Annotated in this window: 20 protein-coding genes; 11 read left to right on the plus strand and 9 right to left on the minus strand. The window is 64.7% G+C overall.

The features are described 5' to 3' along the window. The first annotated feature begins 38 nt into the window (after positions 1-38). Both BLIN9172_RS13210 and map read left to right on the plus strand, forming a co-directional pair. On the plus strand, positions 39-605 hold the full coding sequence (locus BLIN9172_RS13210; RefSeq protein ID WP_101555472.1) for an adenylate kinase: 567 nt from the start codon (positions 39-41) through the stop codon (positions 603-605). Then, positions 602-1,438: a type I methionyl aminopeptidase gene (gene map, locus BLIN9172_RS13215; RefSeq protein WP_101555473.1), complete on the plus strand. Its 837-nt coding sequence runs from the start codon at positions 602-604 to the stop codon at positions 1,436-1,438. The genes BLIN9172_RS13210 and map overlap by 4 nt, the downstream gene beginning before the upstream one ends. Positions 1,439-1,474: 36 nt before the next feature. On the opposite strand, the gene BLIN9172_RS13220 is transcribed toward map, so the two are convergent. Next, the gene (locus BLIN9172_RS13220; RefSeq protein ID WP_101555474.1) at positions 1,475-1,714 is read right to left on the minus strand and encodes a hypothetical protein; all 240 of its coding nucleotides are present in this window, start codon (positions 1,712-1,714) and stop codon (positions 1,475-1,477) included. A 79-nt stretch (positions 1,715-1,793) separates the two neighbouring features. On the opposite strand from BLIN9172_RS13220, the gene BLIN9172_RS13225 reads away from it, so the two are divergent. Beyond that, positions 1,794-2,678 (plus strand): PaaX family transcriptional regulator, encoded by an 885-nt coding sequence (locus BLIN9172_RS13225; RefSeq protein WP_101555475.1) that lies wholly within the window; start codon positions 1,794-1,796, stop codon positions 2,676-2,678. Between the two features lie 33 nt (positions 2,679-2,711). On the opposite strand, the gene BLIN9172_RS13230 is transcribed toward BLIN9172_RS13225, so the two are convergent. Beyond that, positions 2,712-3,857 (minus strand): MalY/PatB family protein, encoded by a 1,146-nt coding sequence (locus BLIN9172_RS13230; RefSeq protein ID WP_101555476.1) that lies wholly within the window; start codon positions 3,855-3,857, stop codon positions 2,712-2,714. A 368-nt stretch (positions 3,858-4,225) separates the two neighbouring features. On the opposite strand from BLIN9172_RS13230, the gene infA reads away from it, so the two are divergent. From infA to rplQ, 6 genes are all read left to right on the plus strand, one after another. Next, positions 4,226-4,447, plus strand: a complete 222-nt coding sequence (gene infA, locus BLIN9172_RS13235; protein ID WP_025777906.1) for a translation initiation factor IF-1 — start codon at positions 4,226-4,228, stop codon at positions 4,445-4,447. 58 nt (positions 4,448-4,505) lie between these two features. Continuing rightward, a complete protein-coding gene (gene rpmJ / locus BLIN9172_RS13240; RefSeq protein ID WP_009884960.1) occupies positions 4,506-4,619 on the plus strand; it encodes a 50S ribosomal protein L36 in 114 nt (37 codons plus the stop codon). Between the two features lie 214 nt (positions 4,620-4,833). Further along, a complete protein-coding gene (rpsM, locus tag BLIN9172_RS13245) occupies positions 4,834-5,202 on the plus strand; it encodes a 30S ribosomal protein S13 (RefSeq protein ID WP_025777905.1) in 369 nt (122 codons plus the stop codon). Between the two features lie 51 nt (positions 5,203-5,253). Continuing rightward, on the plus strand, positions 5,254-5,658 hold the full coding sequence (rpsK, locus tag BLIN9172_RS13250; RefSeq protein WP_025777904.1) for a 30S ribosomal protein S11: 405 nt from the start codon (positions 5,254-5,256) through the stop codon (positions 5,656-5,658). A gap of 152 nt (positions 5,659-5,810) precedes the next feature. After that, a complete protein-coding gene (locus BLIN9172_RS13255) occupies positions 5,811-6,809 on the plus strand; it encodes a DNA-directed RNA polymerase subunit alpha (RefSeq protein WP_025777903.1) in 999 nt (332 codons plus the stop codon). A 23-nt stretch (positions 6,810-6,832) separates the two neighbouring features. Continuing rightward, positions 6,833-7,372: a 50S ribosomal protein L17 gene (gene rplQ / locus BLIN9172_RS13260; RefSeq protein WP_101555477.1), complete on the plus strand. Its 540-nt coding sequence runs from the start codon at positions 6,833-6,835 to the stop codon at positions 7,370-7,372. Positions 7,373-7,825: 453 nt separating this feature from the next. Here the strand turns inward: rplQ and putP are convergent, their stop codons facing one another. From putP to purU, 6 genes are all read right to left on the minus strand, one after another. Next, on the minus strand, positions 7,826-9,346 hold the full coding sequence (gene putP / locus BLIN9172_RS13265; protein WP_101555478.1) for a sodium/proline symporter PutP: 1,521 nt from the start codon (positions 9,344-9,346) through the stop codon (positions 7,826-7,828). Between the two features lie 136 nt (positions 9,347-9,482). Beyond that, a complete protein-coding gene (locus tag BLIN9172_RS13270; RefSeq protein ID WP_101555479.1) occupies positions 9,483-10,640 on the minus strand; it encodes a hypothetical protein in 1,158 nt (385 codons plus the stop codon). Then, a complete protein-coding gene (locus BLIN9172_RS13275) occupies positions 10,637-11,788 on the minus strand; it encodes a GNAT family N-acetyltransferase (protein ID WP_101555480.1) in 1,152 nt (383 codons plus the stop codon). Before BLIN9172_RS13275 ends, BLIN9172_RS13270 begins: the two co-directional genes overlap by 4 nt. An 11-nt stretch (positions 11,789-11,799) precedes the next feature. Next, entirely contained in the window at positions 11,800-12,222 is a 423-nt protein-coding gene (locus tag BLIN9172_RS13280) for a hypothetical protein (RefSeq protein WP_101555481.1), read from the minus strand. Continuing rightward, the gene (locus tag BLIN9172_RS13285) at positions 12,209-13,831 is read right to left on the minus strand and encodes a phenylacetate--CoA ligase family protein (protein ID WP_101555482.1); all 1,623 of its coding nucleotides are present in this window, start codon (positions 13,829-13,831) and stop codon (positions 12,209-12,211) included. The genes BLIN9172_RS13280 and BLIN9172_RS13285 overlap by 14 nt, the downstream gene beginning before the upstream one ends. 140 nt (positions 13,832-13,971) lie before the next feature. Then, positions 13,972-14,823, minus strand: a complete 852-nt coding sequence (gene purU, locus BLIN9172_RS13290; RefSeq protein ID WP_025777883.1) for a formyltetrahydrofolate deformylase — start codon at positions 14,821-14,823, stop codon at positions 13,972-13,974. Between the two features lie 168 nt (positions 14,824-14,991). Here purU and glyA point away from each other — a divergent pair, with 168 nt between their 5' ends. Further along, positions 14,992-16,266, plus strand: a complete 1,275-nt coding sequence (gene glyA / locus BLIN9172_RS13295; protein ID WP_101555483.1) for a serine hydroxymethyltransferase — start codon at positions 14,992-14,994, stop codon at positions 16,264-16,266. Beyond that, the gene (locus tag BLIN9172_RS13300; protein ID WP_101555484.1) at positions 16,266-17,147 is read left to right on the plus strand and encodes a bifunctional methylenetetrahydrofolate dehydrogenase/methenyltetrahydrofolate cyclohydrolase; all 882 of its coding nucleotides are present in this window, start codon (positions 16,266-16,268) and stop codon (positions 17,145-17,147) included. Before glyA ends, BLIN9172_RS13300 begins: the two co-directional genes overlap by 1 nt. 157 nt (positions 17,148-17,304) lie before the next feature. On the opposite strand, the gene BLIN9172_RS18155 is transcribed toward BLIN9172_RS13300, so the two are convergent. Further along, a partial coding sequence (locus BLIN9172_RS18155) for a hypothetical protein (RefSeq protein WP_180956960.1) occupies positions 17,305-17,806 on the minus strand: 502 nt, incomplete at its 5' end.

Raw genomic sequence — 17,806 nt, forward strand, 5'->3', positions numbered from 1 at the left:
GCTGACGTTCAGCGGACATCCCATTGGAAGGACATCTTATGAGTTCACGCATCATCCTGATCGGCCCTCCCGGCGCCGGCAAGGGCACCCAGGCCGCCCGCCTGTCCGAGGCGCTCGGCATCCCAGCCATCTCGACCGGAGACATCTTCCGGGCGAATGTGAAGGGTGAGACCGAGCTGGGCAAGCTGGCGAAACGCTACATGGATGCCGGCGAATACGTGCCCGACGAGGTCACGAACTCGATGGTCGCCGACCGTCTGGCACAGGACGATGCAGCTGTCGGGTTCCTCCTCGACGGATACCCCCGCACCAGTGCCCAGGTCGATGAGCTCGATCGGATCCTCGCAGCCGAGGACACAGCCATCGAGCACGTCGTCGAACTCACGGCCGACACCGACGAGGTCGTCGCCCGCCTGCTCGCGCGGGCTCAGACCGAGGGCCGCAGCGATGACAGCGAAGACGTCATCCGCCACCGTCTCGACGTGTACGAAGAGCAGACGCAGCCGCTGACCGATATCTACCGCAGCCGCGGACTGCTGCGCCAGGTCGACGGCCTCGGCGACGTCGACGACATCACCGAACGCATCCTGTCGTCCATTCGATGATCTTCGGACCGCGTATCGAGCTGAAGACTCCCGCGGAGCTTGAGCTCATGCATCGGGCCGGGCAGCTGACACGGCAAGTGCTGTCAGCAGCCCGGTCCGCGGCCGTTCCCGGGGCCACCACGGCCGAGGTGGACGCCGCCGCCGAGGCGGTCATCGACTCCGCCGGGGCACGGTCGAACTTCAAGGGCTATCAGGGATTTCCTGCGGTCGTGTGCATCTCCGTGAACGAGGAGATCGTCCACGGCATCCCGGGGCCTCGTGTCCTCCACGCCGGCGACATCGTCTCGATCGACGGCGGTGCGATCGTCGACGGCTTCCACGGGGACTCCGCGCTGACGATGATCGTCGGCGGCGACGAAGCGGGCACGGCCGCCGACCGTGAGCTCTCAACCGCCACCGAGGCGGCCATGTGGGCAGGCATCGCGGCGTTCGCAACGGGCACGAAGGTCAGCGACATCGGAGACGCCATCGATGACTTCGTCTCCGAGTCCTTCCCCCACCTGGGTCTCGTCGAGGAATTCACCGGACACGGGATCGGCACCTCCATGCACATGGCTCCAGAGGTGCTCAACTACCGTGCGCGTTCGAACGGCCCGAAGATCAAGCCCGGAATGTGCCTGGCGATCGAACCGATGCTCACCACCGGCGGCGCGGATACGCGCACCCTTGCCGATGACTGGACAGTCGTCACGGCAGACGGCTCACGGGCGAGCCACTGGGAACACAGCGTGGCTCGCCACGATGGGGGAGTCTGGGTACTCACAGCCGCCGACGGTGGAGCGGCCGGATTGGCACCGTTCGGAATCACTCCCGTGCCTCCGAACGGCATCTGAGGGGAGATCCGCGGGGGAGGGGGCCCGAGCCCGAACTCAGGTGGCCGCCATCTGCCTCCTCAGGGTCGACCTGCCGACGAAGTAGACGGCGGCGAAAGTTCCGGACGCCGCCATCAGCCCGAGCGCGAACATCCATGTTGCGGTCTCGGCGATGGTGAAACCGAAGATCTGGAACGCGCAGAAGGCGATGAAGGCCGTGATGGCCCCCGCCAGCATTCCCGATGTGCGGGACATCTGGTACGCGCGCTGATCGATTGAGTGCTTCTCGTCATCCATGTTGTGGCTCCTCGTCGCTTCGCTGCGATCTCGGTCCTTGTCGGCACCGATCCTTGTGTTTTCACGGTAGGATCTGGCCATGACGAGTGTCCACGATGTCCCGAAACGTCGGACAGATGTGGGCGATCGCTATCGGATGACACGTATCGCCTTCGATGTGATCTCCGCTTTCGGGTGTCTGCAGGCGAGTGGACTGCCGGGGCCCGTCATCGTCAGTGTGCTGGGTGAGCACGGGTATTCTTCCTCGAGCGTGCACAATCAGCTCGTGCGAATGGTCCAACGAGGCATCATCAGCAGTGAGCGTTTCGGGCGGGTCTCCGTCTACCGCCTGAGCGAACACGTCCTCTCGGACTTCGGCGACATCGCAGGCGACCATGTCTTTCCGGACTACGAGGGTCGCTTCCACACTGTTGTGTATTCCGTTCCGGAGTCCTCGCGCGGTCTGCGGGACCGACTGCAGTACATTGCCCAGAGCTTGGGATACAGGCAGCTGAGGCCGGGAATCCTCATCGGCTTCGCAGACCGGTCCGCTCAGCTGTCGGCGCGGCTGCCCGAGATGTCGGGTCCCAGCTGGTCCGAGGCGGGAGAGCTGACACCCGACTCCACGGCCGCGGCTCGCAGGATGACGACTCGGGCCTTCGAACTCGATGCCGCTCTCGCCCAGCTGCCTGAATTGGAGCAGCGCATGAACGCACTGACCTCGGGCGGATCAGCGCCGGGAACCGGATGCCCGGAGCTGAGCTTGAGAGGCTTCTTCGATCTGTACTTTGACATCGCGCGTGCCGTGATGACCCACCCGCTGCTGCCCGAAGCCCTCGTCGACGGCACTCAGCCGGCCGTGCGGTTCCGCGCTCTCATGCAGCAGTGCAATCTCGAGTACTATCTGCGCTTCGATCAGCAGATCCGCGAGTGTGCGGGAGCCAGCTCCTCTTTCGACCTCATCGAATGGCTGCCCGAGCACTGAGCCGCCGAAGAACAACGTGCCTCGGGACGGGGCTCAGAGGATCCGGGCGATCCTCTCGACCGCCTCGGTGAGCAGAGGACGGGGGAGGGCGAAGTTGAACCGGATATGCCCGGCCCCGACCTCACCGCACAGGCGACCCTCGGTCACGGCCACCTCGGCGCGGGAACGGATGATAGCGGACAGACCCGACTCCAGGCCGTAGCCGCGCAGATCCAACCACGCCAGATACGTGCCTTCGGGTTCGATGTAGGCGGCCCCCGGCAGCAGCGAGCCGACGAGATCGGTGAAATGATCGCGGTTTGCCTTGAGGTAGCCGTTGACCTCGCTCAGCCAGTCGCTCGAGCGGGTGTATGCGGCGGTCGTCGCCAGGATTCCCGGGTTCGAGGCGGCACCGGAGACGAACTGCCCCTTCTCGGCCCAGACATCACGGTCGGCAGAAGAGGTGAGGATGAGCTGAGCGCATTTGAGGCCGGGGATGTTGAAGGCCTTCGACGCGGCCGTCGCGGTCGCGGTGTGCGCGGCGGTCGCCTCGGTGAGGGCGGCATACGGGATGTGCCGTGCGGGGGCATAGACGACGGGAGCATGGATTTCGTCGGAGAACACCCGGGCTCCTGCGTCCTCGACGACGTCCGCGAGTGCCGACAGCTCGGCCTCGGTGTAGACCTTGCCGATCGGATTGTGCGGATTGCACAGAACGAATGTCGCACCGGGCGTCAGGGCAGAGGCGATGGCGTCGAGATCGAGGGACCAGCCGGATTCCGACCGCAGCATCGGAACTTCGATGAGTTCGCGGCCGGTCACCCGCGCGACGTCGAAGAAGGGCATGTAGGCCGGTGTCGGCAGCACGATCGGGGTGTCGGGCGGGGTGAGGTGGGTGAGCACGCCGAGGAACGCGGCCAGCACATCACTGGCCGGTTCGATGTGGCCGACGGGGATGCGCCAGCCGTAGTGCTCGGAGCAGAAGCTCGAGGTCGCTGTCTTCAGATCGGCGACGAGATCGGCGGGAGCGTAGCCGTAGAGGTCGCGGTCATCGATGGTCTGCAGCGACTGACGCACTGCAGGAGCGACCCCGAAGTCCATCTCGGCGATGAAGGCTCCGATGGAACCGGGGAAGGACGACCACTTGCGCCCGCCCTTCGTGACCAGGGACTCCTCGGTGATGGCATCGAAATCGGACATCTGTGTACTCCTCTTCGGGGACTGCGTCGGGGGCGGTTCTCACGCTAGCAGTCGCGTCGGTGAACGTCGGGTGCATTCGACCTCAGCCGTCACGGGAGCGGTCGGCCGCCTCGGCGAGGATGGAATTGTAAGGGACTTCACGCCCGGAAGCGAACACCGTGTGGAAGAATCTTTCCCCGTAGTGTAGGGTTGATGATTGGTCTGTTCTCATTCAACTCACCCTTTTTCAGTTGTGGGCGGCTTCTGCCATCCACATCTTTTCATGTGGTGACGAGGACGGCAGGCCGAGGGGTCACCGGCACTGAGTCGGTGATACACGATTACGTCGAACGCGAAGGTTTCGCGGGAATACGAGGTTAGCGAACGATATGGCCAAAAAAGAAGGGGTCATTGAGATCGAGGGCACCGTTGTCGAGGCTCTGCCGAACGCATCGTTTCGGGTCGAGCTGAGCAACGGGCACAAGGTGCTCGCACATATCTCCGGAAAGATGCGACAGCACTATATCCGCATCCTTCCCGAGGACCGGGTCGTCGTGGAGCTGTCTCCATACGATCTCTCGCGCGGACGAATCGTTTACCGCTACAAGTAAGGATCTTCGATCATTCGCGTCCTGTCCTGCCGGGCAGGGACCGAAAGAAGGAAAAACGATGAAGGTTAAGCCCAGCGTCAAGAAGATCTGCGAGAACTGCCAGATTACCCGCCGTCACGGTCGGGTCATCGTCATCTGCTCCAACCCGCGCCACAAGCAGCGCCAGGGCTGAGCAGCTCGTTCTGAGCAGATCGAGGCTCCTCCGAGAGGGGCTTCAGCAGCACCACACCCGCGCAGACCTCGCCATCTGCGTTCGGACCCGCGAGAAGTGAGAGCTTCGGCGGAACGGACACAGGACGATACCTCCGGTCGGGGGCCGGAGACCTTGGGAGACCAAGGACAGGTCTGCATCAGCACCTCCGAAACAACAACAGGAGACAGTACCCATGGCACGACTTGCCGGAGTCGACATCCCGCGTGAAAAGCGTGTGGAAGTCGCCTTGACTTACATCTATGGTGTGGGCCGCACCCGTGCGCGCCAGACCCTGACCGAAACGGGAATCAGCCCTGATACCCGTGTGAAGGACTTGAGCGACGCAGAGCTCGTCCAGCTGCGTGACTACATCGAGGGCACATTCCAGGTTGAGGGTGACCTCCGTCGTGAGGTGGCCGCCGATATCCGCCGCAAGGTCGAAATCGGAAGCTATGAAGGCCTGCGTCACCGCCGCGGTCTGCCGGTTCGCGGTCAGCGGACCAAGACCAATGCGCGTACCCGCAAGGGACCCAAGCGCACCGTGGCCGGTAAGAAGAAGTAACACGCTCACCCGGTTGGCCAGCGCCAACCACCTCGATCAGGAGTAGGACATATGCCTCCCAAGTCACGCGCCGCTACAGTGCGCAAGCCTCGCCGCAAGCTGAAGAAGAATATCGTTGCCGGCCAGGCTCACATCAAATCAACCTTCAACAACACCATCGTGTCGATCACCGATCCGACCGGTGCTGTCATCTCCTGGGCCTCCTCAGGTGAGATCGGCTTCAAGGGTTCGCGCAAGTCGACCCCGTACGCCGCTCAGATGGCTGCTGAATCGGCTGCTCGCCGGGCGCAGGAACACGGCCTGAAGAAGGTCGACGTGTTCGTCAAGGGACCGGGCTCGGGCCGCGAGACGGCCATCCGTTCGCTGCAGGCCGCCGGCCTGGAACTGGGAACCATCCAGGATGTCACCCCCGTTCCGTTCAACGGCTGCCGTCCCCCCAAGCGCCGCCGCGGCTGATCCTTCCGTGGAACTGCAACGGATGACGGGCACTTGTCCGACATCGGTCGCAGAACGGATTCCCAGATAACCCGAACCGTTCTTCATGGCCTCAGAGCCATGACGTGCAGTGCGAACGTCATATAGCGGATGTTCGCTGAAAGGAAGCCCACGTGCTCATTGCACAGCGCCCAACGCTCACGGAAGAAGTCGTCTCCGATAACCGCTCACGGTTCGCCATCGAACCGCTCGAGCCCGGATTCGGCTACACCCTCGGCAACTCGCTTCGCCGGACCCTGCTGTCCTCGATCCCTGGTGCCGCCGTCACGTCCATCCGGATCGACGGAGTGCTCCACGAGTTCAGCACCGTACCGGGAGTCAAGGAGGATGTCACCGAGTTCATCCTCAACCTGAAGTCCCTGGTCGTATCGTCCGAATTCGACGAACCGGTTGTCGCCTACCTGCGCAAGCAGGGACCCGGCACCGTGACCGCTGCCGATGTCTCTGCTCCCGCCGGGGTCGAGATCCACAATCCGGACCTGCACATCGCCACGCTGAATGGTGAGGGGCGTCTGGACATGGAACTGACCATCGAACGTGGACGCGGATACGTTTCGAGCGCTCAGAACAAGAACGCGGATGCAGAGATCGGCCGGATCCCGGTCGATTCGATCTACTCCCCGGTTCTCAAGGTCACCTACAAGGTCGAAGCCACGCGTGTCGAACAGCGCACCGACTTCGACCGACTGGTCCTCGACGTCGAAACCAAGCCCTCGATGACCCCGCGCGATGCCATCGCATCTGCGGGCAAGACCCTGGTCGAACTCTTCGGCCTGGCTCGAGAGCTCAACGTCGAAGCTGAAGGCATCGAGATCGGACCCTCGCCTGTGGACGCGGCACTGGCCGCCGACCTGGCGCTGGCGATCGAAGATCTCGACCTGACCGTGCGCTCCTACAACTGCCTCAAGCGCGAAGGCATCCACACCGTCGGTGAGCTCGTTGCTCGCAGCGAAGCCGATCTGATGGATATCCGCAACTTCGGTTCGAAGTCGATCGACGAGGTCAAGGCGAAGCTCAACGAGCTCGGCCTGAGCCTCAAGGACAGTCCTGCCGGCTTCGAAGCCGGACTCGTTGATGAGGACCAGTCCTACGTCGAAGACGAACAGTACTGATTAAGACCTAGGAGTAACTGACAATGCCAACCCCAACCAAGGGTCCCCGCCTCGGCGGATCGCCCACACACGAGCGCATGATGCTCAACAACCTGGCAGCCCAGCTGTTCGAGCACAAGCAGATCAAGACGACCGTGACCAAGGCCAAGCGCCTGCGCCCGGTTGCCGAGCGCATGATCACGAACGCCAAGAAGGGTGACCTGGCCGCACGTCGTCGCGTGCTCGGCCAGATCTCCGACAAGTCGATCGTGCACGAGCTCTTCACCTCGATCGCCGAAACGATGGCCGAGCGTCCCGGTGGATACACCCGGATCACCAAGATCGGTCCTCGCCCCGGCGACAACGCCCCGATGGCCGTCATCGAACTGGTCCTCGAGCCCTACTCGCCGAAGCAGGCGACCGTGAAGGAAGCCGAACAGGCCACCGCCGCTGCCGCTCCGGCTGAAGAGGCACCGGTTGAGGCCGAGGTCGTCGACGAGGCGCCCACCGAGGACGCCGCTGTCGAGGCCGATGCTGTCGAGGCTGACGCCGAGACCGCTGACGAGGCTGCCGAGGAGAAGTAAACTCCTCGACCGACTCTCGGCCGGGATCTGCCGAGCCGTGAGTCAGACACGTCGGGCGGGCACCTGCACAGGTGCCCGCCCGACGTGTCTTCACCGCTGGTGCGGCGGTCGACAAGGTCGTGCAGGCCGCCTCGGCGGGGTCAGTGTGGACGCACCTGTCTGGCCACCTCGGCGTGAATAATCGCTTTTCGTTCCGATCATCGCTCTCGATTCAGATGATTGGAACGAAAAGCGATTATTCGGGTACGCAACCTGAGGCGCGATCCGTTCGGTGCACCGATGGCGGGTAGGCCATGGGTCGTACTGACGTGTCGATACGAAGAAGGCCGGGGCACGACGCAGGCCGGGGCACGAAGAAGGCCGGGGCACACATGCCCCGGCCTTTTCCACGCGTGCGTCGGCTCTCACGCCCCGCGCCGTCGTGCGTCGGCTCTCACCGTCACACGTTCGCTCTCACTTGGCTCGGGAGAGCGCCACGGACTCGTCGAACTCGATGTCAGAGGCCTCATCGTGCTTGTAGGTGAAGCGGCTGACGACGACGGCGACGACGAGGTTGACGATGAAGCCGGGAATGATCTCGTAGATCGCGTCCGTCATCGGAGTGCTCACCTGCCCCCAGACGAAGGCCACCACCGCACCGGAGAGCAGACCGAACAGGGCGCCCCAGTTGCTCAGTCGCTTCCAGAACAGAGTGAGCAGGACGATCGGGCCGAAGGATGCGCCGAATCCTGCCCATGCGAATGCGACGAGGTCGAGGATGCTGTTCGACGGCGAGATCGCGAGCACCACCGCGATGATGGCGACGACGAGCACGCCGAGGCGGCCGAGCAGCACATAGGTCTTGTCCTGCAGAGTGCGTGTGGAACCGGTGCGCAGGGCGACGATCTTGAAGAGGTCCTCGATGAGCGCCGATGACGTGACGACGAGCTGCGAGGAGATCGTCGACATGATCGCAGCCAGCACCGCTGCCAGCACGAGGCCGGCGATGAATGGGTGGAAGAGGATCTGCGCGAGGTCGAGGAAGACGGTCTCGGCATCGGCGGGCTCCATGTCCGCGTGCTGGGAGAAGTAGGAGATGCCGACGATGGCGGTGGCGATGGCGCCGAGAGCGGAGATCGCCATCCAGCTGATGCCGATGCGCCGGGCGACGCCGGCATCGGCAGGAGTGCGCAGAGCCATGAAGCGCACGATGATGTGCGGCTGTCCGAAGTAGCCCAGTCCCCAGGCCAGCGCGGAGACGATGGATGCGATCGTGGCGAAGGTCCAGAAGTCTCCCGAGCCGACGAGGCTGAGCAGGCCGGGGTCGATCTCGGTGACGTTGCTGATGACGGTCGAGGGGCCGCCGGCGTTGATGACGGCGACGATCGGCACGGCGATGAGAGCGGCGAACATCAGCAGCCCCTGGGCGACGTCGGTGAGAGTTGCACCGAGGAAGCCGCCGAAGAGGGTGTAGACCATGGTGATCGCGGCGACGAGGAGCATTCCGCCGAGGTAGTTGAGTCCGAAGCTCGACTCGAAGAACTTTCCGGCCGCCACCATGCCCGAAGAGACGTAGAAGGTGAAGAAGACGAGGATGATGATGCCGCACACGATGCGCAGCAGTCGTGTCCGATCCTTCAGGCGCTGTTCGAAGAAGCTGGGGATCGTGATCGAATCGTCGGCCTTCTCCGTGAACGCGCGCAGTCGGGGTGCGACGATCTTCCAATTGATCCACGCGCCGACGGTGAGGCCGACGGCGATCCACGCTTCGATGAGACCGGAGACGTAGATGGCGCCGGGCAGCCCCATGAGCAGCCAGCCGGACATATCCGAGGCGCCGGCGCTGAGAGCGGCAACGCCTGGCCGCAGTCCACGGCCGGCGAGCATATATTCATCGAGGTTGTTCCTCGTCTTGCGGTAGGCGAACCAGCCGATGGCCAGCATGCCGATGAAGTAGAGGACGATCGCGATCATACGGAAAGTGGTTTCCGACATCTGAACTCAGCTCCTTTGATAGACCGAGCCGACCCTACAGCACAAGAGGTCGGAGGTGTGAATTCCCTGTGCGCCTACCTGGTGTGAAGATACACCTCGACCTGCCTCCGACAGCAGGGCTCGACAGACGCCAGCGTCAGACAGTCGGCAGACGGGGTGCTCGGGGAACCGGCGTGGTGGAGGCCCCCGCCGAGAAGGCCGCGATCGGCCGACCGCGGAGGAAGGTCGCCAATTCGCGTCGGACGGTCGGACTGTCCTTGACTTCGGAGTGGACATCGACGCGCAGCCCGTGCCGGTCGAGTGTCAGCCAGAGCCGCAGCAGGATCCGTCCGACCCCCACCTCGTCCGCGGCCGACAGCGTCGGTCGATCGGGGACGGACAGGACCAGATGATGGGAATGACGTCGGTCGTGACGAGCAGACGAGGTGGGCTTTGCCGCAGAGGTCCGCCGAAGTCCCGCACGCAATGAACGGCGCAGGGTCGACCGTCGTGATCCCCGATCCGAGTTCGCGAATGACCTCATCGCGGAGTCCGCGAGTGCGAATGGTCTGAGCCCCACCGATGTCAGGCCGACGATCCAGGAGCGCAGCCAGGGGCGATCGAGGAAGACAGCGGCTCGAGCACCTGCCGCCGGGATGCGCAGACACTCGGCGGTGAGTCCGTCCCGGTGGTAGCGCGGATCGGCGGGGTCGAAGCGCAGCCACCGCAAGGTCTCGGCGAACACCGGTCGGTCACCGAAGGAATGCAGTGCGGCACGACGCAGCCATGCCCGCCAGGCGCGGTCGGGGACCTCCACCAGGTCGACCGCTGTGTCGGCCATGGCGCTGCGACAGATCGCGGCCGCCTCGGCGAATCGGGCCTCGGCCCGGACCAAGGGGCCGCGGTCGACCTGACGATGGTGCAGGTCCGCGGTCCCGAACGCGGGCCACACACTGCCGTCCGCCGTCGCGGAATCCCTCTCGGCGGGGTCCGCGATGGATTCCCCGGTGGCCAAGCGCACCCGGATGTCCACGGTGGGCCCGCGCCCTCGGACGGTGACCGATTCGGTGCGCAGCCCCACCTCGGCGGCGGCGATCGTCAGCGCCTCCACCCAGCAGCCCAGGCTCAGGTGGAGATCCTCACTGCGCGGGTCCCCGTGGGGCAGCACGCGGGCGGGGTCGGCCCCGACCCGCACCTCGGCGACCGTCGGCGTGCAGCTCGTGATCTCAGGAACCCAGGGCTGGGTGTTGTGGGCGGATGGGGCGGAGGCGGCGACAGTGAAGAGCGACTCGACGAGGGCAGTGGTCAGTGTCAACGGTGCTCCTCGGGCGGGGACGGAGGCAGGGTGCGGTCGACGAACACGAGCCGGTGCAGCTGCCTGCCCCCGGAACGGGCGAAGACCGCCGCCGAGGCGGGATTGTCCTCGGCGATGAACGTGACCCGCAGCCGTCGATATCCCTTGGCGACCAGCGCACAGTTGAGTTCGCGGATGGCCAGGCTGAGCAGACCCGACCCCTGATAGCGAGGGTCGGTGCCTTGGATGATGAGCACCGCGTCGCTCATCGTGCGACGGTGCCGGAGCAGGTCGCAGACGGTGCGCACACCGAGGCGGCCGCCGTGGCGACGCAGGATCGGCACCGGGTCGGGAATGACGAGAGCGAAGCAGCGAGGCGGGGCGTCGGCAGGATCGTCGGCACCGGTGATGTCGATGATGAGATCGGGGTCCATCAGGGCGGACAGGCCCTGCATCTGCGAGCGCAGCTGAGCGGGTGTGATGGACGTGTAATAGGGCAGTTCGGAGAAGGCGGCATTGAGGCTCGGCAGCAGCCGGTCGGCGAAACGGCGCAGGCCGAGACGGGAGACAGGGCGGCGACGCAGCCTCAGGCGACGCCATTCGTCAGCGGTGACCGCAGTCGCACGGGCTGCGGGAATGGAACCGACGGGCACCTCCCACGTGTGTGCCGGCCCCCAGGTCTCGAACCCGGCCGCGGCGAATGCCGGCCAGCAGAAGGCGGGATTCCACGCTGAGTCGAAGAAGCCGGGATGGCGGACGCCGTCGGTGAGCAGACCGCCGGTGACGTTCGGCAGGGGAGAGACGGGACCGAAGATCCGTGATGCTCCCACCTGTTCGGCTCGCTCGTCGAGGAACGCAATCAGCACGTCCAGCGCCTCCTCGTCGGCGACTTCGACGGCGCCGAAGAACAGAGGCGCAGCGGTTGCGTCAGCAGAACCCAGTTCGGCGGCCAATGCTGCCGACCGGTGGCACATGACGCGGGCCGCCGCTTCTGCCCGATCGGTGTCGAACAGCCAGAGCTCGGCGGGTTCGTCGAACCACCCGCGACCGGCGAACCAGTCGCGGATATCGGCGGCGAAGAGTGGAACATAGTGGTCCTCTTCGCCGCGCGCCCGCGCCAGGCGAGGAGCCAGGTCGATGAACTCGGCGAGATCGGCCCGGGAACGCACCCGCCGCGGTCTCATTCGGAACTGAGTTTCGTGAAATCGTCGATCATGCCCAACCGGCCGTCCTCGGCTCGGAACTCACCATTCGTGTATCCCCACTCATCGGCCGTGAGGATCCGGATGAAGCCGCCTCGGGCCGGGGAGTCCTTGCCGCTGCCGACCAGCCATTTCATGATCTCCCGATGCTCGGGGGTGCGTGCATAGGCGAGGAGGTCGTCACGGGTGGCGAAGGCGACCATCAGTCCGATCCGGTCGGGAAACTCGAAGTAGCTGCGATGCCACAGGTAGCCGGCTGAGGCCTTCAGCCCCTTGGCCACCCGCGGCCACCTCCGCAGCTGGCCCATCATCGCCAGCGGATTGCGGTAGCGGTTCGCGCCGAGGAAGAACGCCTCGGCGCGGGCCTGTGGGGGAGCCTGGGAGAAATCATTCGATCGCATCGTCACCCTCCTGCGTTCGTTGGACATAGACGTTCTTGATCTTCGTGTTCGCCGTTTCGAACGGGCCTGTGGCGTGATCGTGGATCTCGACGTGGATCTCCGCGGTCGTCGGGTCCTCCTCCAGGCTCTGCGCGAAGTCTCTCGACACCGACGCCAGGTGTCCGAGCACCCCGGCCCGGATCGTCCCAGCCAGGTCCTGCCGCGCAGCCCCGTCCATGGACGGGGACTCTTCCCGCAGCTGGATGTGCAGGGCGGGGCGCTGTTCGTGCCCGGCGATCTCACGCAGTTCGATGCGGAAGGACTCGATGAGGTGGGCCCGGGGATTGTCTCGGTAGAGCCCGTTCTCGATGTCGAGGGGGTAGATGTTGGCGCCCATATACGAGATCGTCGAATCCGCGCGCCCGAACAGCAGCACGAACGGCAGCTTCATCCCATTGCCGGCGAACGCCGCCGAACACTCTCGCGCCAGATCCGGATGGCGACGGGTGAGCTCGACCATGGTCGGGAAGTCGATGAGCGTGGCCTCGTCTCCGATGTTGTAGCGCAGCCGTGGACTCATCACCGCCGCCGAGTTGATCGTGGCGACCAGTTCACCGTCGTCGGTGGTCTCCAAATAGGTCTCCAACGGGTTGTACTGGAAGACCATCGGCACGCGAGACTCGTCGGGGCCGAGCGCATCGGCACGGAAGTCGAGATCGTGGGCCAAGGCCCGACGGATGACGACCGAGAGGTCGGATTCGCCGGCCATCCCGATCGTCAGGTCGCTGGCGCCGTACCCGGAATAGACCCGCTCGAAACGCGCCTCGAGGTAGTCGCGCAGACCTTCCGTCATCGCTTCTCCGCCGACGAACCCATTGAGCCGGAAGTCTGCCCATCTGTCTGGCTCGGAGTCCATCCGGTCGACGAGATGCTTGAGGAACGGGGGATAGGCGCTGATGAGGTAGGAATGGTTCGGTCCGAAATGCTGCATCGTGTCGAGGATCTTCTCGAGATCCGGGCCGGTGTTCTTCACCATCGCCACCTTGGCCATGGCCAGCCCCGTGTTCGTCCCCGTCGCCCAGGCACCCATCGAGAAGGCGTTGATGCAGAACAGGTCCGTGTGGTCGAAGAGCATCGTGACGTAGCCGGCGACGTTCTTATGGACGGTGTCGAGCTCCTTCTTCGACCGCATCCAGTTGAATGGGGTGCCCGAGGAGCCCGAGGATTCGTCGACGACAGTGCCGACACGGTCGATCCGACCGTCCCAGCAGCGATGTTCCTCGCTGTAGCGGCGAACGAACTCGTCCTTCGACGTCGGCGTGTAGGCCTCGAGGTCCCACCACCGGAACTCGAAACCGGAACGCGCAAGATAGTCCTGGTACGCCGGCACATCGAGGGAGGCCTGCTGGCAGATCATCCATGCATTGAGCTTCGCGAAGGGTTCGAGCCGCGGGTTGTAATGGCGGGCGGTGAAACGCCAGATCGCGGGGTGTGCCCGGTAGGCGCCGTAGGCGGCGGTGAGCCCGACGTTCGCCATGCGCAGCACGGCCTGTCGGGCCAGGTTGACCGGTCCGCGGGGGATCGGCAGACGACGGAGTTCGACTTCCGGTGTGAGGTGGGTCTCTCTCATAGTCCGAGGCTAACCCAGCCTCGGGTCCGGGCACACGGAAAGCCCGCAGATGTGTCAGAACCGCATCAAACGACGGGGCGAACTCCGACCATCACCGAGGCAGCCCGGTCAGGGTCGCGCCGCCTCGGCGAGGTGATGGTTCAGTCGAAGACGACGGTGCGGTGGCCGTCCATGAGCACCCGGCCTTCCGCATGCCAGGCAACGGCCCGGGCGAGCACGGCCGCTTCGACGTCCTGACCGTGCCGGACGAAATCCGCGATCGCCTGATTGTGATCGACGCGGGCCACATCCTGTTCGATGATCGGACCCTCGTCGAGGTCGCTCGTGACGTAGTGGGCGGTCGCCCCGATGATCTTCACACCCCGGGCATGGGCCTGATGGTAGGGTTTCGCGCCCTTGAAGCTGGGCAGGAACGAATGGTGGATGTTGATGACCCGACCCTCGAGGCGGTCGCAGAGGTCGGGGGAGAGGATCTGCATGTACCGGGCCAAGACGATGAGCTCGACATCGAGGTCGTCGACGAGAGCCGAGAGCCTCGCCTCGGCGTCGGCCTTCGTGTCCCGGGTGATCGGAATATGGTGGAAGTCGTGGCCGTGGAACTCTGCGAGCGGACGCAGGTCGTCATGGTTGCCGGCGACGCCGACGATGTCGATGGGCAGCTGACCGGCCGAATGCCGGAACAGCAGAGTGTTGAGGCAGTGCGCGGCCTTGGACACCATGATCAGTGTGCGGGTCCTCTTCTCCACCGGCTGCAGACTCACGGTCATCGCGAACCGGGGAGCCACCTCGGCGAGGCCGTCTTCCACGGTCTGAGCCGAGGTCTGCGCGGGCGTCGAGAATTGGACGCGCAGGAAGAACTGACGCGAATCGGGGGAGGAGAACTGCTGCGATTCGGTGATGTTGCCGCCGAGGCCTGCGAGCACCCCGGTCACGGCATGGACGATTCCGGTCGAATCGGGGCAGGTGACTCTCAGGATCCATTCGCAGCTCATGGTCTCGATCCTAATCGGTGGATGCGGATTCCACCCATCCGGCATCGGCATCCGGATGGCGGTCGCAGCCCCGGAAGCAGGCGGGGTCGCTGTTAGCATGGTGCCGGGTGACGGCCGCAGTGTGCGCGTTGCTTCGCTCCCATCATCGGATGCCACAGGAGAGTACTCATGACCGAAAACTCGATGCAGGCCTCGCTTGCCGACATCGACCCGCAGATCGCCGAAGTCCTCGACCTCGAGCTGGGCCGCCAGCGGTCGACGCTTGAGATGATCGCCTCGGAGAATTTCGTCCCCCGCGCCGTGCTGGAAGCACAGGGGTCGGTGCTGACGAACAAGTACGCCGAGGGCTATCCCGGCAAGCGCTACTACGGCGGCTGCGAATACGTCGACGTGGCAGAGAACCTCGCCATCGACCGCGCCAAGAGCCTCTTCGGAGCCGACTACGCGAACGTCCAGCCCCACTCCGGTGCCTCGGCCAACGCTGCAGTCATGCACGCCCTGGCTCGTCAGGGTGACAAGATGCTCGGCCTGTCCCTGGCCCACGGCGGACACCTCACCCACGGGATGAAGATCAACTTCTCCGGGCGCCTCTACGACGTCGCCTCCTACGAGGTCGACCCCGACACCTACCGCATCGATATGGACAAGGTGCGCGAGAAGGCTCTCGAACACCGCCCCGACGTCATCGTCGCCGGCTGGTCGGCCTATCCTCGTCAGCTGGACTTCCAGGCTTTCCGCGACATCGCCGACGAAGTCGATGCGAAGCTGTGGGTCGATATGGCCCACTTCGCCGGGCTCGTCGCCGCCGGTCTGCACCCGAACCCCGTGCCGTTCGCCGATGTCGTGTCCTCGACGGTGCACAAGACGATCGGCGGACCTCGCTCCGGTTTCATCCTCGGCAAGGAGGAGTACGCGAAGAAGCTCAACTCCGCTGTCTTCCCGGGCCAGCAGGGCGGACCGCTCATGCACGTCGTCGCGGCGAAGGCAGTGGCCTTCAAGCTCGCCGCCTCCGCCGAGTTCAAGGAACGTCAGGAACGCACCGTCCGCGGTGCACAGATCCTGGCTGACCGTCTGCTGGCCTCCGATGTCGCCGAAGCCGGGGCCACCGTGCTCACCAGCGGCACCGATGTCCACCTCGTGCTCGTCGACCTGCGCAACTCGGTCCTCGACGGACAGCAGGCCGAGGATCTTCTCCACGCGGTCGGCATCACCGTCAACCGCAACGCCGTGCCGTTCGACCCGCGCCCGCCGATGGTCACCTCCGGACTGCGCATCGGCACTCCGGCACTGGCCACCCGCGGATTCGGGGACAAGGAGTTCACCGAGGTCGCCGACGTCATCGCCGAAGCGCTCAAGCCCGGCGCCGACGTCGAAGTGCTGGCTGCTCGCGTGAAGAAGCTCAGCGACGATTTCCCGCTCTACGAAGGTCTGGAGCAGTACTGATGAGCGCGCAGATCCTCGACGGCAGAGCCTGTGCGAAGCAGATCAAGGCCGAACTCACCGAGACGGTGGCGGCCCTGGCCGACTCCGGGATCGTCCCGGGCCTCGGCACCGTGCTGGTGGGGGAGGACCCCGGTTCGAAATGGTACGTCGCGGGCAAGCACCGTGACTGTGCCGAGGTCGGGATCCAGTCGATCCGTCGTGACCTTCCGGAGTCGGTGAGCCAGGATGAGCTGTTGGCTGTCATCGATGAACTCAACAACGATGACGAGTGCACCGGCTACATCGTGCAGCTGCCGCTGCCGGACCATATCGACACGGACACGATCCTCGAAGCGATCGACCCGGCCAAGGACGCCGACGGGCTGCATCCGACGAACCTCGGGCGTCTCATGCTCAACGTCAACTCGGAGATCACGACCCCGCTGCCGTGCACTCCGCGCGGGGTGATCGAGCTGATCACCCGCAACGGCATCGAACTGGCCGGCAAGCACGTCGTCGTCATCGGCCGCGGGGTCACCGTCGGCCGTTCGATCGGGTCGCTGCTGACCCGACGTGAGCACAATGCGACGGTGACGCTGACGCACACCGGCACCCGCAACCTCGACGAGCTGCTGGGTCAGGCCGATGTCATCGTCGCGGCCGCCGGTGCGGCTCGCATCGTGAAGGCGGAGGCGGTCAAGCCCGGCGCGATCGTCCTCGACGTGGGCGTCTCACGGGAGACGGACCCGGAGACGGGGAAGTCGACGATCGTCGGAGACGTGGACCCGAAGGTCGCCGAGGTGGCGTCCTGGGTCTCACCGAACCCGGGAGGCGTCGGACCGATGACTCGAGCCCTGCTGCTCAAGAACGTCGTCGACACTGCCCAACGCTCAACCACCTGACCCCAATTACTACCTGACGGCGGCCCAGCAACCTTGTGTGGAAACTCGCGACCTTGCTGACAACCTCACTCATTACCTTGCTGACAACCTCGCTCACCAGCGTGCTGACAACCTGACTCACTAGGTTGCAGACACTCTGGGCGGGGTTGTCTTTTCTTCAGTGACATATCGTGACGGTCCGGTCAGCTGGTGCCTCGGATGGGAAATGCTTGAGCAGATAGTCATGCTGTTTCGTCAGCCACGTCTTCGTAGCTCCACGCATTCTGGCTCCAACGACTCTCCACAACGGATACCGCCTGACTGTTTCAGCGGTGCGAATTGGCAGCGGAAAATACACCGCTTCCTCACCAGTGGTCGGGTCGAACAAGGTGTAAGCGTCCTCGGTGACCACTGACTGATAGGTCCCGACCAGGGATTTCGGTACTCCGAGTCCGACAGCGTGGACATAGAGCTGTGGATTGCCCGCGGCAATCACAACACGGTCTGGCACTGCATCGGCGGCTTCTGGAAAGGGTTCGCCGGCAAACCTGTGCTGATCGGGAAGTGGTTGGTTCAACGCGGCCTGAACTCGGCGGCGTTGAGCATACTCACGTGCGATCGCTTCGACCTCAGTGCGCGGGATCGGTGTGCCGTTTGAGGGAGTATGCACGGCGGCTTCC

It is taken from the genome of Brevibacterium linens ATCC 9172 (genome assembly GCF_900169165.1).
GTDB lineage: Bacteria > Actinomycetota > Actinomycetes > Actinomycetales > Brevibacteriaceae > Brevibacterium > Brevibacterium linens.

Bases quoted from the DNA above. Each gene is read 5' to 3' on its own strand.
- rpsK (WP_025777904.1), top strand. From the start codon at position 5,254: ATGCCTCCCAAGTCACGCGCCGCTACAGTGCGCAAGCCTCGCCGCAAG.
- rplQ (WP_101555477.1), top strand. From the start codon at position 6,833: ATGCCAACCCCAACCAAGGGTCCCCGCCTCGGCGGATCGCCCACACAC.
- rpmJ (WP_009884960.1), top strand. From the start codon at position 4,506: ATGAAGGTTAAGCCCAGCGTCAAGAAGATCTGCGAGAACTGCCAGATT.
- BLIN9172_RS13210 (WP_101555472.1), top strand. From the start codon at position 39: ATGAGTTCACGCATCATCCTGATCGGCCCTCCCGGCGCCGGCAAGGGC.
- purU (WP_025777883.1), bottom strand. From the start codon at position 14,823: ATGAGCTGCGAATGGATCCTGAGAGTCACCTGCCCCGATTCGACCGGA.
- BLIN9172_RS13300 (WP_101555484.1), top strand. From the start codon at position 16,266: ATGAGCGCGCAGATCCTCGACGGCAGAGCCTGTGCGAAGCAGATCAAG.
- infA (WP_025777906.1), top strand. From the start codon at position 4,226: ATGGCCAAAAAAGAAGGGGTCATTGAGATCGAGGGCACCGTTGTCGAG.
- BLIN9172_RS13230 (WP_101555476.1), bottom strand. From the start codon at position 3,857: ATGTCCGATTTCGATGCCATCACCGAGGAGTCCCTGGTCACGAAGGGC.
- putP (WP_101555478.1), bottom strand. From the start codon at position 9,346: ATGTCGGAAACCACTTTCCGTATGATCGCGATCGTCCTCTACTTCATC.
- BLIN9172_RS13225 (WP_101555475.1), top strand. From the start codon at position 1,794: ATGACGAGTGTCCACGATGTCCCGAAACGTCGGACAGATGTGGGCGAT.
- rpsM (WP_025777905.1), top strand. From the start codon at position 4,834: ATGGCACGACTTGCCGGAGTCGACATCCCGCGTGAAAAGCGTGTGGAA.
- BLIN9172_RS13280 (WP_101555481.1), bottom strand. From the start codon at position 12,222: ATGCGATCGAATGATTTCTCCCAGGCTCCCCCACAGGCCCGCGCCGAG.
- BLIN9172_RS13220 (WP_101555474.1), bottom strand. From the start codon at position 1,714: ATGGATGACGAGAAGCACTCAATCGATCAGCGCGCGTACCAGATGTCC.
- BLIN9172_RS13285 (WP_101555482.1), bottom strand. From the start codon at position 13,831: ATGAGAGAGACCCACCTCACACCGGAAGTCGAACTCCGTCGTCTGCCG.
- glyA (WP_101555483.1), top strand. From the start codon at position 14,992: ATGACCGAAAACTCGATGCAGGCCTCGCTTGCCGACATCGACCCGCAG.
- map (WP_101555473.1), top strand. From the start codon at position 602: ATGATCTTCGGACCGCGTATCGAGCTGAAGACTCCCGCGGAGCTTGAG.